The following is a 13,365-nucleotide window of genomic DNA, read 5'->3' as shown; positions in this document are numbered from 1 at the left end:
TCGTTCTAAAACGTGACGACCGTTTTCATCGCAGTCTTTCCCGCCACAAATTTCTCCATCTGTTCGGGAAGCTGACTGAGCTTAATCTGCTCCCCGACGATGACCGCGACGTCAATCAGCTGGTTTTCAATGAGATTGATGGTCGGTTGAAAGGTTTTCTTTAGGGCGAATGAGCCGATGATTTTCAAATCACGCTTATAAATTTCATAGGGACTGACATTGATCTTGGCGTCGGGCGGGCAGACTCCGAAAATAAGCAGCGAGCCCGCATTCTTGACATGGGCGACCGCGTTTTCGACCACTTTGGGAACGCCCGAGGTATCGATGACCAAATGAAAGCCCAACGGAAACTCCTGCCGCAGCTCGTCATCCAATCCGGAACCGCTCAGCAAAACCCGATCCGCGCCGAGTTTTTGGGCCAATTCCAACCGTTCCGCTTTGACATCGACCACCGCCGCAAAGGAGGCGCCGTTCCGTTTGGCCAGTTGCAAATGGAGCAATCCGATGGGACCCGCGCCATAAATCAACACGTTATCGCCCAGCTGAGGCCTGGCCCGCAGCTGGCCGTAGACCACGCATGACAGCGGCTCGACCAAGGCTCCGGTCGTGAAACTCATCGCGCCAATCTCGAAAACACACCCTTCGGGCACCACGACATATTCGGCAAACGCGCCGTCCCGGGTCACTCCGACGGCCTGAAAATCCTGGCAGAAGTTTTGAACGTTCTGCTTGCAAAAATGGCATTTTTCGCAAAAAATATTGGGATCGGCGACGACGCGCTGCCCTTCCGTAAAGCGCTTGACCGCTTTCCCGGTTTGGGCCACGATTCCCGCAAATTCATGTCCCGGCACCAAGGGGAACTCCGAATAATACTCGCCCTGATAAATATGGGCGTCCGTGCCGCACAAGCCGGCCGCCATGACTTTTATCAACACGTCATGGTCGCCCGGCTCGGGAACGGCCACTTCCTTAACCGCGCCCGAACGTTCCTTGTCGATTACATATGCCAGCATCGTCTTGCCATCCATTGTTTACGGCCTCCTTAGCGAAACTGTAATTCGGAATAACAACCGAAATTAATGGTCATTCAAAGCAATAATCACTTTCATGGTCCGATCTTTCCGGTCTTCAATGAATTCATACGCTTTCTGGTAATCCTGGAATGGGAAATGGTTGGTGATTAACGGCTCGAGGCGCACCTGGCCTTCTTTGACCAGCTCGATCGCTTGCAAATAATCTTGCTCCTGGTACATTAATGTGCCAATCAATTGCAATTCCCGGTCCTGGACCAAGCCCATATCCAGGTTGGCGCGATCTCCGAATACGCCGACCACGATGATGCTGGAACCTTTCCGCGCATATTCGATAGCCTGGTTCATGGTCGGGTTGGCGCCCACGCATTCCAAAATCAAATCGGCCTTATCCGCTCCGAATTGATCGGCGAGCATGGTTCCCAGGTTCTGTTGCTCCGGATTCAGGCAGTAATCGATGCCGCAGGATTCGGCGATCCCCAGCCGGTAGCCGCTTATATCGGTGATCATCACCGCCGCGGCGCCCATCCCCCGGGCCGCCTGGGCCACCAGGTTGCCGATGGGCCCCGCTCCCAGGACCAGAACGTTTAAACCTTTCAGATTCATGCCGGCCCGACTGAGCGCGTGAACGGCCACGGCCAGGGGTTCAATCATCGCGCCGGCGTCGAAACTCATTTCGTCCGGCAGTTTAACCACCTTTGCCGCAGCCACGGCAAAGTATTCCGAGGCGGCGCCGGTGGTTTGAAATCCCATTACTTTTAAGTCGTCGCAAATATGATACTTGCCGTGCCGGCACGAATAACACCGCCCGCAGCAAACCTGGGGTTGGATCGTGACTTTATCGCCGGGTTTGAAGCCGGCCACCTTCGCGCCGAGTTTGACAATGACCCCGGATACTTCGTGCCCCTGAACCACCGGATAACTGGTATACGGGTGTTTGCCGTGGTAGACGTGAATATCCGACCCGCAGACCCCGATCCGTTTCATTTCAATCAGCACTTCTTCGGCGTTGATCTCCGGCACGGGGACGTTGCGAAATTCGATCATGCCGGGTTTGACCATGACGGCTTGCAGCATCAAAAGACCTTCTCTCATCATGAAATCTTACGGAATTACAAGGGAAAATTATTCATCAGGCATTCTTTCTTTACCAGCAAGTAAAGCCGCCGTCCACCACCAAATCCGTGCCCGTGGTAAAGGTCGACGCGTCGCTTGCCAGATATAACACCGCTCCTTGCAGCTCCTCCGGATTGCCCATCCTTTTTTGCGGGGTCCGCGCCAACCAGCCCGGAATCCATTGTTTCGCCGACAATGTCATTTCGGTGCCGATGTACCCCGGACTGATCGAATTGACCCTTACATTGTGCTCGGCCCATTCGGCCGCCAGGGATTTCGTCAATAGAATGACTCCGGCTTTGGAAGCGTTATAGGCGCATTGCGGCTGCGGTTCATTGACGATATGTCCGGACATGGAAGCGGTATTGATGATCGTGCCTTTCTTATTCTGGATCATCGCTCTGCCAGCCGCCTGAGCCGTCAGGAATACACCGGTCAAATTGATATCGATCACTTTTTTCCATGCCTCAAACGTCATCGTTGCGGCGGGTTCATTGATGCAAATTCCGGCGTTATTAAACGCAATATCGATGGTTCCGAAAGCGCTGAGGATCGCATCGATCATCGCCTCAACCTCTTTGGGGTTTGTGACATCGGTCTTGACCGCAATCGTATTTACACCCAATTGGCGCAATTCGGCCGCGGTTTTTTCCGCTGTTTCAATATCCAAATCCACCAGGGCAACATCGGCGCCCGCCTCCGCCAGGGCTGTGGCGACACTTTTGCCGATGCCCCGGGCGCCGCCGGTCACAAAAGCCTTTTTGCCGGTAAGTTTAAACTGATCCAAAATACTCATTCCTATCTCTCCTTTTTTATATGCGATATAAGCCGAATTAATTTCTAATATGATCATGTCCCGAATGCCGGCCATGATGGGAAAATCAAGGGATTTATTTCAGCCTATCGTTGCATTAAGTCTGCTCACAGCAATTTGCAACCGATTTCCATGCCGGATATGAGACATTGCATTCACCCTTTGACGGCTCCCATGGTGAGTCCCTTGATCATCGACTTCTGGGTAATCCAGCCCAGAATTAGGGGCGGCAATACGCAAACGGACGAGATGGCAGAGAGTTTTACCCAAAAAAGCCCTTCCTGGGTCATGAACCGCGCCATATACACCGGAATGGTGCCGGCCTTCACGTAAGTGAGGTTGACGGCGAAAAAGAACTCATTCCAGGCAAAGATAATGACCAGCAAAGCGGCGGAGATGATCCCCGTCCGGGTCAAGGGTAGAATCACCTTAAAGAATCCGTAAAATTTGGAACACCCGTCGATTTCGGCCGCTTCGATGATTTCTTGGGGAACATCCTTGAAAAACGACGTCACGATCCAAATCACCAGCGGGATGTTGACCCCGGTATAAATGATGATCAGTCCCAGCCTGGTATCGAGCAGGTGCAAGAAACGGAAAATAATAAACCAGGGAAAGATTACCCCGACCGGCGGCAGCAGATTGGCGGAAACGAATTGAAAATAGCGGGTGTCGGGATTCTTTAACGTCCCGAAGACCAGGGCGTAGGTCGCCGGGATGCCGAACAGCAAGGATAACAGCGTTACCGCCAGGGTGATGAAGACCGAATTGCTCAAATATTGGACGATGTCTTTGTTCAATACGGTTTTAAAGCTTTCCAGGGTGGGCTCGATTTGGAACACCCGTCGATTTCGGCCGCTTCGATGATTTCTTGGGGAACATCCTTGAAAAACGACGTCACGATCCAAATCACCAGCGGGATGTTGACCCCGGTATAAATGATGATCAGTCCCAGCCTGGTATCGAGCAGGTGCAAGAAACGGAAAATAATAAACCAGGGAAAGATTACCCCGACCGGCGGCAGCAGATTGGCGGAAACGAATTGAAAATAGCGGGTGTCGGGATTCTTTAACGTCCCGAAGACCAGGGCGTAGGTCGCCGGGATGCCGAACAGCAAGGATAACAGCGTTACCGCCAGGGTGATGAAGACCGAATTGCTCAAATATTGGACGATGTCTTTGTTCAATACGGTTTTAAAGCTTTCCAGGGTGGGCTCGAAAAGAAACGAGATCTGGATGGCTTGCGCTTCCGACTTTAAACTGGTCAGAAACATATATAAAATCGGGAAGAAAAACAGCAGGCTCAGGCAGTAAACCAGCAGAATAACCCAAATGTTTTCCCTTTTGCCTCTCCAATGGCCGGCCGCTTTGTTTTGTTGCATCGCTGATCACCTCGTCGCAAACGAATGTCTTCGCATAAATCGGAATAAACCCAGCAGCAGGAGTAAGGTCAGTACCACCATGACCGTCGCGATGGCAGCGGCTTTGCCAATGTCCCAACCGAAAAACCCGACTTTATAGACGTAATATGGCAAATTGGTCGAAGTAAATCCCGGTCCGCCAGAGGTCGTCACATAAATGACGCCGAAGACCTTCAGGATGAAGATTACGCCCAGCATGACCGCGACTTCGATATGGTTGCTGATCGAAGGCAGCTTGATATGGATCAAGGTTTGAAAACTGTTGGCGCCGTCGATTTTGGAACTTTCGATGATCTCCTCCGGAATGCTTTGCAATCCGGCTAAGATAATCAAGATAAAAAACGGCGTCCATTGCCAGACGATCAAAAGGATGACGGTCAGCATCGAAAAAGCCCCTAAAAAATCCACCGGCCGGATGTGCAATAGATTGGCGATGTATAAATTAACGCCGAATGAAGGATGGAGCATCAGTGTTTTCCAGATGATGCCGGCGACGGCGTCCATCACAAAAAATGGCGCAATCATCAAGGTCCGCACGATATTGATCCCGGGTATTTTCCGGTCCAGCAGGAGGGAGATCATAATTCCCAATACGGTACAGAACAAGATTGAACTCACCGTGATGATGAAGGTGTTTAAAATCACGGTATAAAAAGTGCTGTCCATAAAGATCTTCAGATAATTATCGAAACCGATGTAGCGGATCCCCAAATCCGGCCGGACCACAATCCATTTTAAAAAGGATAACCCAAGGGTCAGCACAAAAGGGATCTGCGTAATAACCAGCACTACGACCAAAGCGGGCAAAAACAGTAAATTCACCCGGTGGGACGCCTTTTTCTTCGCCATTTCTTGCGGCATTTTCATCACCTTTGCCAGTTAGAGAATTGCATAATTGATAAAATAATCTTTTGTCCACAATATATCGATAGATATATCCGGGCTTTGCACTCTATATTGTGGCCACAAGGCTTGTTAAGGTAATTATGCAATTCTCTGAATTACTACCCGATTTTCAACGGCTCGCAATGAACGCCCGGAGCATGGGCATTGAGGGGGACCCCCTCAATGCCCGCTCCGCGCCATCGTTATTTCTGATAGCCGCCTTCTTTGGCGACATTGTTGGAAACGTCCTGGCACTGTTTCAAGGTAGCGTCGAGGTCCTGCTTGCCGGATAGATAAGCGGCCAATTGCTGCGCGACCTGATCGCCCAGGTTCTGGAATTCGGGAATGGAAACATACTGGATGCCGACATACGGCACATCCTGGACGGTCGGGTGATCGTAATCGGCGTTCTTGATGGCCGCGATGGTCCGTTTGGCGAACGGAGCGGCCTTGAGGTACTTCGGATTGGTATAAGTGGATTCGCGGGTTCCCGGCGGAACCTGCGCCCAACCGATGGTCTCGCCGACCAGCTTAATATACTCTTTGCTGGTAGCCCAGGTCAGGAATTTGAAAGCCGCATCTTTATTCCTGGAAGAAGACTCAATGGCCAGCGACCAGGCCCAAAGCCAGCCGGCGTTGGATTTTTTAACGATCGGCGCCAACGCATAGCCGGTTTTGCCGATCACCTTGGAATCTTTGCCCATTAACGTTCCGGCGGAAACCGTCGCATCATACCACATGGCGGCTTTGGCGTTTTGGAAAAGCGCCAGGCATTCGGTATAACCGGCGGTGGTTGCGCCCGGCTCGCCGGCCTCGGTGATGATCTTCTTATAAAACTCAAAAGCGCTGCGCATTTCCGGCGTATTAAACTGGGCTTGCCACTTCATGTCGAACCATCTGCCGCCAAACGTATTGATCACCGTTCCAAAAACCGCCATATTCTCGCCCCAGCCGGGAAGGCCGCGCAACGCGATGCCGTAGATGCCTTTGGCGGGATTGTTCAATTTCTTGGCAAATGCGTAAACCTGATCCCAGGTCGGTTGTTCCGGCATTTTCAGCCCGGCGGCTTTAAACAGGTCGGTGCGGTAAAACAGCATGCTGCTTTCCCCGTAAAACGGCAGCGCGTATTGGGCTCCTTTATAGGATAGAGCGCTGCGGATCGGTTTGATTAAATCATTGCGATCATAGGCTTTCTGCTCTCTATCGGACATCTTGGCAAAATACGGTTCCAAAGAATCCACCCATTTGTTGGCGCCCCAAAACGGCGTATCATAGGTGCCGATGGTTACGATATCGTACTGGCCGCCGCCCAGTCCGACGTCCTCGGTGACTTTCTGCCGCAATTCATTCTCCGGCAGCGTAACGAATTTCAAGCCGATGCCAGTTTTCTCGGTGAATTTGGGAGCCAATCTGGCCATGATCACCATGTCCGGGTTGTTCACGGTGGCGATCGTCAACGTCACCTTGGGGGCGGCATTGCCGATCGGCATCATTACCACGAAAGCCAGGAGCAAAACCATCAAACATAAACCAAGTTTCTTCATGAATACCTCTCCTTTTTTATTTTTTATTTTTTTCCGATGGACTTTTCTTGCTGCCGATACCCCCTTCATCAATCCTATCGTTGGTAGGATTTAATACGGATTGGTTTTGTCGTACATCGCCAGCCACAATGAACGGGATAATCATGGGGATACTCCATTTCGGAAATACGTGATAAAGTTTTCAAGGGGTCTATTCTAAGGTTTGCAACCCGACGGGCTGGTTTGATTTGGAAGGAAATACCGAAGCATGTTTTCGAAACGGTCTGTTTACCCAATTTTGATTCAAATATAACATCATCCTTTGGGTTTGTATTGTTATTGGAATACCTTTCGGAGTACTCATTTTGCATTACTCCAATACTCTGATGCCTGATGGGAGCAATCGCCTTGCCGGAAAAGCCGTTCCCGGACTCTGCCGAACGGTATCGGGGGAAAATAAAAAAACTCCTCTCTGCGCTTTTGGTCGAGAATGATGACTCACCAAGCTGCCGAGAGGAGCTCCTATGCTAATTTATCAACCTGCCCGGATTTCAGATGACCGGCTGGTCCTTGTCAAAACCGGCCTCAAGCGCAATCCGAATCGCCTGAATGCGGTCGCTCACCCCCATTTTGCTATAGATCAGGCTGGCATAGTTGCGGATGGTTTGTTCGCCGAGGTACAACTGTTTGGCGATATCTTTATTCTCCAAGCCCTGAATCATCAGGCTGAGAATCTGTCTTTCCCTCCCGCTGAGCTCGCTGAGCCACGGCGGGGAAAATTTGCGGGTCTGAATCGGGTTGAAATGGTTCTCGACCAGTTTGGCCACCATCTTCGGCGAGATCATGACCCCGCCTTCGAATACGGCCCGCAGCGCGGCGATCAACTCCGAGGCGGAGATGTCTTTCAACAGATACCCCGCGGCCCCGAGACGCAAGGCTTCCACGATATACTCGTCCTCGTCGACCGTGGTCAGCATCAAGACCCGGGTGAGCGGATACTTTTCTTTAATGATCCGGGTGCTTTCCACCCCGTTCATGTTGGCCATGCGGATATCCATTAAAACGATATCCGGCCCTTCCCTGGCGACCAGCTCGATGGCTTCCCGGCCATCCGCGGCCACCCCCACCACCTCCACGTCCTCGGCCCGCGCTTTCAGGACCGTTCGTAAACTCTCGACAAAAAGCGTCTGATCATCCACCAAAAGTACTTTGATTTGGTTCATGAGTGTCCCCCTTTACCGGTATCCAAACCGAAAGCACAAAACCGCCTTCCTGCCCGTTGAACACAGTCAGCTGTCCTCCCAGCCGGGCGATGCGTTCCCGCATGCCGGTTAAGCCATAGCCCGGCTTGAGATTGTGGCTGCCGACCCCGTTGTCCTTGATTAAAATGCATACGCCGTCCCGCAAGGCGGAAAAAGAAATGAATATGGCCGTTGCTTTGCCGTGGCGCAGGGCGTTGGTCATGCCCTCCTGAACCAGGCGGTAGACCGCCAGATCGGCTTCCGCGCCCAGAAAGAGCGGCACATTCCCCAAATTGAGCTGGACATCGATCTGGGTCGCCTTTATTAAAAGCCTGGACCAGCCGGCAGACCGCCGCCAGGCCGCTCTCCTCATTCAACTGGACCGGCCGCAGCGCTTGAATCGCCCGCCGCACTTCCACCGCGCCCATCTTGGCCAGGCTATGCATTTGGGTCAGATGGTCCAGAAATACGGTCCGGTCGCCGGTGGATAAATCCTTGGCGGCCTCGGTCATCATGGCCAGGTTCGACAACGTATAGGCGAGCGCGTCATGAATCTCCCGGGCAAAACGTTTCCGCTCGTTCTGAATCGCCTCTTGCTCCACGATTCCGGCATACTCGATCAGCTGGCCGTTGGCCTGCGCCAGTTGCGAAGTGGCCTCGTCCAGCCGCCGGCTGAGCTCCTCCAGCGACACCTGGTTGTTGAGCTGGAAACAAAAAACGAAACTGAACGCGGTGATAAATCCGGCATATAGGGCATAGATCCATAAATCCCGTAAGGCAACGCCGGGCATATACACTCCCCACGCTTTGACCGGTTGTAAACGGCAATAAACGGAGAGGATGACTAAAACGATAGAGTAACTGAGGCCCGCCTTTAAAGACGTATAGTAATGCGCTTCGATGATCAAAGCAGCCAAGAGGAGCGTCTCGCTCTCCAGATAACCGCCGAACGGGAGGTTGACCAAGAGCAGGATGCCACCGCGGATAATTAATATCAGCCAGATGAAGTTGGCGTTGCGGGAGAGGGGTAAGATCAAAGCGAGGAATAAGGATAATAGCAGCAAAAAAGCGATCTGGCCCCCGAACTCAGGCGGCAGGGCCAACGTCGCGATTTGCCGCTGCAACTGAAGAAAGGCTATCCCGTGGGCGGCAATGGCGAAAACTAACATTAGAATCCGGATAACCCGCTTTGGCATCGCCAGGCCTACTTTCTGCCAGGATTCCATGAAGTAATCTGCGTTGTGCGCTGTACCGCCGGCATTCATCCATCGGAAGGAAGCCGGACCGAGGCTTGGGGAACAGGACCAACCGCCTACTCGTTCATGCCGTATCCCTGCCGGACCGGCTGCTATTCCAGTTGCCCCGGGCCGCGGAAACTTCCTCAATAAAATAAAGTCATTCTTGATTGAATTCCATCGGATCAAAAGCCGTCGCGTTTAACCCTGGGCGGGGCAATTGATGAGAAGCATTCAAATAATTTGCCGCCAAAATGGTAATTCCTGCTTGAAAAGAATAAATGACCCCTTTAGAAGCCATGTGATAAAGTCTCTTTCCAAACGATCGACTGGCAAGAGGATTTCAAAACGACTTTATCACTTGCTTCTCTGAGCTTTTGTGTTCACCCTGGCCTTCGGGCAGGGTTTATCACAACGCTTTTAGGATGGGTCTTGAAAACCGTTCCGCGCCAAAACTCGTCGCCGAGCGTTTCAATGAAATAATCTTCTTAAACTATAGCGTCTTTTCTTACTTTTGTATTGTTACTCCAATAATGCGAGAGTACTGATCTTGCATTACTCCAATACCATCGATGGGTAGCCGGATCTGGACGTCCGGAGTTAAGGCCATCCGCTCTTTACCCCCCGACATTACCCAGTTTAGCTGCCCTTCCCCGACTTATCCACAGCCAAAAATCATTAACCCCATCCAACGATGCATTTATCCACAAAAATAGATCGTTTATTCACAAAAAGAACTCTTTTATTCACAGAATGAGCTTGCTCAGCGACTGAAAGAGCTCATTCTTCCGAAAAAGAGCTCGTTCAGTCACAAAATGAGCTCGCTTATCCACAAAAAGAGCTCGTTGGGCGACTGAAAGAGCTCTCTCATCCACAAAACAAGCTTGTTTATTCACAAAATGAGCTTGTTGAGTGACTGAAAGAACTCTTTTTCCACAAAAAGAGCTTCTTGAGCGACTGAAAGAGCTCTTTCAGCCGCCCAAAGAGAGCCGTGATTCACAAAACGGGCTCTTTCAGCTCCGCAATCCGGTCCGTTAGCCACTAAAAGGAAAGAGAGCCCATCATGTGAGCTCTCTGCAATCACCCGGTTCAATTGCAATGGACTTTCATAACCTTTTTCCGCAACCCGCCGTTGGCGAGGGTGAGTTCCAATCTCACCCAAAAGGCTCATCATGAAGGGATTTTTCGATTACGCTTTTCCACGCGAAGAGGCTGGAAAAGGATAAATCACGCTCATCCTCATCCGGATTGCTCCCGATAATCCGCGATAAACCGCAGCACTTGATCCTGCGTGGGAATACCGGCTCTCCCTCCCAGGCTTAAGCAATTGATGGCCGAGGTGGCGCTGGCAAATCGGACGATCGAATCAAAGGGCCAATTTTGCAATAAGCCGAAGAGAAAGGCGCCGTGAAAAACATCTCCCGCGCCCGTGGTATCGACTACCGGCACCGAATACGCCGTAAAGGCGACGATCTCCGAATTGACTACCGCCAGACAACCGTCTTTGCCGATCGTGGAAATTACGATTTCCGGCCCCATCTTCGCCAGTTCCAGCAAGGCTTTTTGGGGATCGTCGCTCCCGGTCACTTCTCGGGGGTAAATTTCATTGGCGATCAGGATATCCGTCAAGCGGATCAGTTCGAGGGTTTGCTCTTTCTCCTTCGCTATCTCACACCCGTCCAAAGATACTTGCACTTGATTGGCCTTGGCAAACCGCGCCGCTTCCAGGGCCGCCTCAGGATTGGTCGCATCCAAATGCAAGTACCGCGCCGCCGCGATCAGCCGCTGCGCCTTCGGACTCAAGGGGCGGGACGCAATCGTGCCGGGGTAAACATAAATGGTCCGTTTGCCAGTGCCCTGCTCAATCACGACAAAAGCCACCGAGGAACGCTGCTGCGGCAGCAGTTCCAGGCACTCGATGTCCACCCTTTCCTTCAAGAAGTCATCCCGCAAAAATCGCCCCGCATCGTCATCGCCTAAAAACCCGGCATAAGCCACTCGCGCTCCCAAACGCGAAGCAGCTACCAGCGCTTGCGAGACGGCCCCGCCGCCTTGTCTTTCCAAACAATTCATCCAGGCGCATCGATCAAGCTCCGGCATCCTGGGTACAATTCCCAAAAAATCACAGGCCGCGTGCCCGACTCCCACAATATCGTAACCCATTCCACTCACCTCTGTGTCCGTTTCCAACCCGTCGAAGCTCCTGTTGAACCCGGTTTCCGCTCATTCCTTGACAGCCCCGGCGAGCATTCCGGCGATCAGATACCGCTGCAGGAACAAGACGACGATAATGGCGGGGATTAAGCAGATAATTCCGCCCGCCGTCAGCAGCCCCCAGTCCAAAGCGAATTGGCCGGTCAAGGCATTTAATCCCACCGGAATCGTCCAGCCCTGTTGATCGGGCATGAAAACCATGCTGAAAATAAACTCATTCCAAGCGGTAAGAAAACAGTACGTGCCAACCGAAACCAAACCCGGCAGCGAAATCGGCAGCAATATCCGGTACAGGATATCCAAGCGGCTGCAGCCGTCGATCAACGCCGCTTCATCCAAGTCAAGCGGGATCCCTTCAAAGAAATTGGTCAAGGACCAAGTGCTGAACGGGACCAAAAAGGTCAGAAAAGTGATCATTAATCCGGTGTAGCTTCCCAAGAGCCCCAAATTCTTCAGATAAATGAATAAGGGGATGATCAAAAGGACCGCCGGGAACATTTGCGTAAACAGTATCAACCGCATAAAAACCGTTTTCCGCTTAAAATTGAACCGCGAAAACGCGTAGGCCGCCAAAGAGGAGATGGCCAAAGCCACGAAGGTCGAGTATAATGCCATGATCACACTATTTTTGACGTATTCGCCAAAGGGAATCTGCTGCCAGATTTTCAGATAGTTTTCCCAGACGAAATGCTTGGGTATCAGGGTAAGCGGAAAGGTAAACATTTCGCTGCGGTCTTTTAAAGAAGTGGATAGCAACCAGATGACCGGCGCCAACATGAATACCGCCGCCACAACCACCAATACATGAAGCAAGATGGAGTGGACGATGGCGCGCATCTTTTTGTTCAAAACGTTCTTCATGCCTTTAGCCCCCGCTGCAATGCCATTTGTAATTTTTTGAATAAGCCATGCCGCTTGCCTTTTATCTGTCACCGGGCCGAGTATTTATATCTCTTGGCCGATTTGATGAGCGAGACGGCGATGCCGAATAAAACAAGCACCAGGCAGATCAAGACCGAAATCGTCGCCGCAATGCCGATCCGGTTGTCGGTGAACGCGGACAGCCACGAATAAAGCGGCAACACCATGGTATGATTGGCGGGACCGCCCCGGGTCAAAACCAGAATGATATCTAAGAAATTAAAAGCGCCGACTGTCCCGTAGATCAACAGCGTTGAAATTAACGGTTTTAACAGCGGAACCGTAATACTGGCGAAGGTACGCACGGCATTGGCGCCATCGATTTTGGCGGCTTCATAAAGATCTTTGGGAATGGTCTGCAATCCGCCCAGCATCATGATCATAAAAAACGGAGCGCCGCGCCAGACATTGACCAGGACCGCCGCCCAGAGAACCGTCGCCGGATCGGAAAGCCAGGGGTGGACATCGGAAATGAGCCGCAGATTGAGGAGGATGTAATTCAATAGTCCGATCGAACCGTGATACATCCATTTCCACATCAATGCGGCCAAGGCCCCCGGCAGCATCCATGGGATCAAAAACAACGAACGGACAAAGTTCCGGCCGTAGATCTTGCTATTGACCAGCAGCGCCAAGGAAAAACCCAGAGCGAACTGCAGAATAATCGAGACAATCGTCCATTTCAAAGTGATCCAAAGGGACTGCCAAAAAAGCTGGCCGCTGATGACTTCCAGATAATTTTGCAACCATATGAACGGCGCGCTCAGTCCGGGTTTGATGAACGAAGCATCAAAAAATGACAGGCGCAAGGTGTCAAAGACCGGAAATAGAACGATGGCAACCATGATCATCATGACCGGCAGAGTTAAGAAGAATGATACCCGTCTGGCCGTCCCAGTCGCTGATCGATTCAAGATTCAATCCCCCTTGTGTTTCCCCTGGCCGAAAGTGCGGGATTTTGACAA

The 13,365-nt window shown here is 51.7% G+C and carries 14 protein-coding genes and 1 pseudogene; all 15 read right to left on the bottom strand.

What is annotated here, in order from left to right:
- Positions 1-5: 5 nt before the first annotated feature.
- The 15 genes and pseudogenes from EDC14_RS02830 to EDC14_RS02770 all read right to left on the bottom strand — a co-directional run bounded on the left by EDC14_RS02830 (position 6) and on the right by EDC14_RS02770 (position 13,314).
- The gene (locus EDC14_RS02830) at positions 6-1,028 is read right to left on the bottom strand and encodes a zinc-dependent alcohol dehydrogenase family protein (protein ID WP_243662781.1); all 1,023 of its coding nucleotides are present in this window, start codon (positions 1,026-1,028) and stop codon (positions 6-8) included.
- A 48-nt stretch (positions 1,029-1,076) separates the two neighbouring features.
- Entirely contained in the window at positions 1,077-2,108 is a 1,032-nt protein-coding gene (locus tag EDC14_RS02825) for a zinc-dependent alcohol dehydrogenase (RefSeq protein WP_132012659.1), read from the bottom strand.
- A 70-nt stretch (positions 2,109-2,178) separates the two neighbouring features.
- Positions 2,179-2,943 carry an SDR family oxidoreductase gene (locus EDC14_RS02820; RefSeq protein WP_132012658.1) on the bottom strand — a complete coding sequence of 255 codons (765 nt, stop codon included), beginning with the start codon at positions 2,941-2,943 and terminating at the stop codon, positions 2,179-2,181.
- Between the two features lie 173 nt (positions 2,944-3,116).
- Positions 3,117-3,803, bottom strand: coding sequence for a carbohydrate ABC transporter permease (locus tag EDC14_RS02815; RefSeq protein WP_165907748.1), 687 nt, complete (start codon positions 3,801-3,803; stop codon positions 3,117-3,119).
- Positions 3,758-4,342 carry a carbohydrate ABC transporter permease gene (locus tag EDC14_RS02810; protein ID WP_132012656.1) on the bottom strand — a complete coding sequence of 195 codons (585 nt, stop codon included), beginning with the start codon at positions 4,340-4,342 and terminating at the stop codon, positions 3,758-3,760. Before EDC14_RS02810 ends, EDC14_RS02815 begins: the two co-directional genes overlap by 46 nt.
- Positions 4,343-4,348: 6 nt before the next feature.
- Positions 4,349-5,242, bottom strand: a complete 894-nt coding sequence (locus tag EDC14_RS02805) for a carbohydrate ABC transporter permease (RefSeq protein ID WP_165907747.1) — start codon at positions 5,240-5,242, stop codon at positions 4,349-4,351.
- 227 nt (positions 5,243-5,469) lie between these two features.
- On the bottom strand, positions 5,470-6,810 hold the full coding sequence (locus EDC14_RS02800; RefSeq protein ID WP_132012654.1) for an ABC transporter substrate-binding protein: 1,341 nt from the start codon (positions 6,808-6,810) through the stop codon (positions 5,470-5,472).
- A 530-nt stretch (positions 6,811-7,340) separates the two neighbouring features.
- Entirely contained in the window at positions 7,341-8,012 is a 672-nt protein-coding gene (locus tag EDC14_RS02795; protein ID WP_132012653.1) for a response regulator transcription factor, read from the bottom strand.
- Positions 7,981-8,253 carry a sensor histidine kinase gene (locus tag EDC14_RS27710; RefSeq protein WP_424337389.1) on the bottom strand — a complete coding sequence of 91 codons (273 nt, stop codon included), beginning with the start codon at positions 8,251-8,253 and terminating at the stop codon, positions 7,981-7,983. Before EDC14_RS27710 ends, EDC14_RS02795 begins: the two co-directional genes overlap by 32 nt.
- 163 nt (positions 8,254-8,416) lie before the next feature.
- Positions 8,417-8,821, bottom strand: a pseudogene (locus tag EDC14_RS27705) (histidine kinase dimerization/phosphoacceptor domain-containing protein); the annotation flags it as partial.
- Positions 8,822-9,425: 604 nt separating this feature from the next.
- Positions 9,426-9,566 (bottom strand): hypothetical protein, encoded by a 141-nt coding sequence (locus EDC14_RS26570; RefSeq protein WP_165907745.1) that lies wholly within the window; start codon positions 9,564-9,566, stop codon positions 9,426-9,428.
- A gap of 591 nt (positions 9,567-10,157) precedes the next feature.
- Positions 10,158-10,427 (bottom strand): hypothetical protein, encoded by a 270-nt coding sequence (locus EDC14_RS02785; protein ID WP_132012651.1) that lies wholly within the window; start codon positions 10,425-10,427, stop codon positions 10,158-10,160.
- 77 nt (positions 10,428-10,504) lie between these two features.
- Positions 10,505-11,455: a carbohydrate kinase family protein gene (locus tag EDC14_RS02780; RefSeq protein ID WP_132012650.1), complete on the bottom strand. Its 951-nt coding sequence runs from the start codon at positions 11,453-11,455 to the stop codon at positions 10,505-10,507.
- Positions 11,456-11,488: 33 nt separating this feature from the next.
- A complete protein-coding gene (locus EDC14_RS02775) occupies positions 11,489-12,340 on the bottom strand; it encodes a carbohydrate ABC transporter permease (protein ID WP_243662780.1) in 852 nt (283 codons plus the stop codon).
- 68 nt (positions 12,341-12,408) lie between these two features.
- Positions 12,409-13,314: a carbohydrate ABC transporter permease gene (locus EDC14_RS02770; RefSeq protein ID WP_132012649.1), complete on the bottom strand. Its 906-nt coding sequence runs from the start codon at positions 13,312-13,314 to the stop codon at positions 12,409-12,411.
- Positions 13,315-13,365 lie beyond the last annotated feature (51 nt).

This window comes from Hydrogenispora ethanolica (genome assembly GCF_004340685.1).
Lineage (GTDB): Bacteria > Bacillota > UBA4882 > UBA8346 > UBA8346 > Hydrogenispora > Hydrogenispora ethanolica.
The sequence above is the reverse complement of the archived record's forward strand: the minus strand, read 5'-3'. Positions and strand labels throughout refer to the sequence as shown.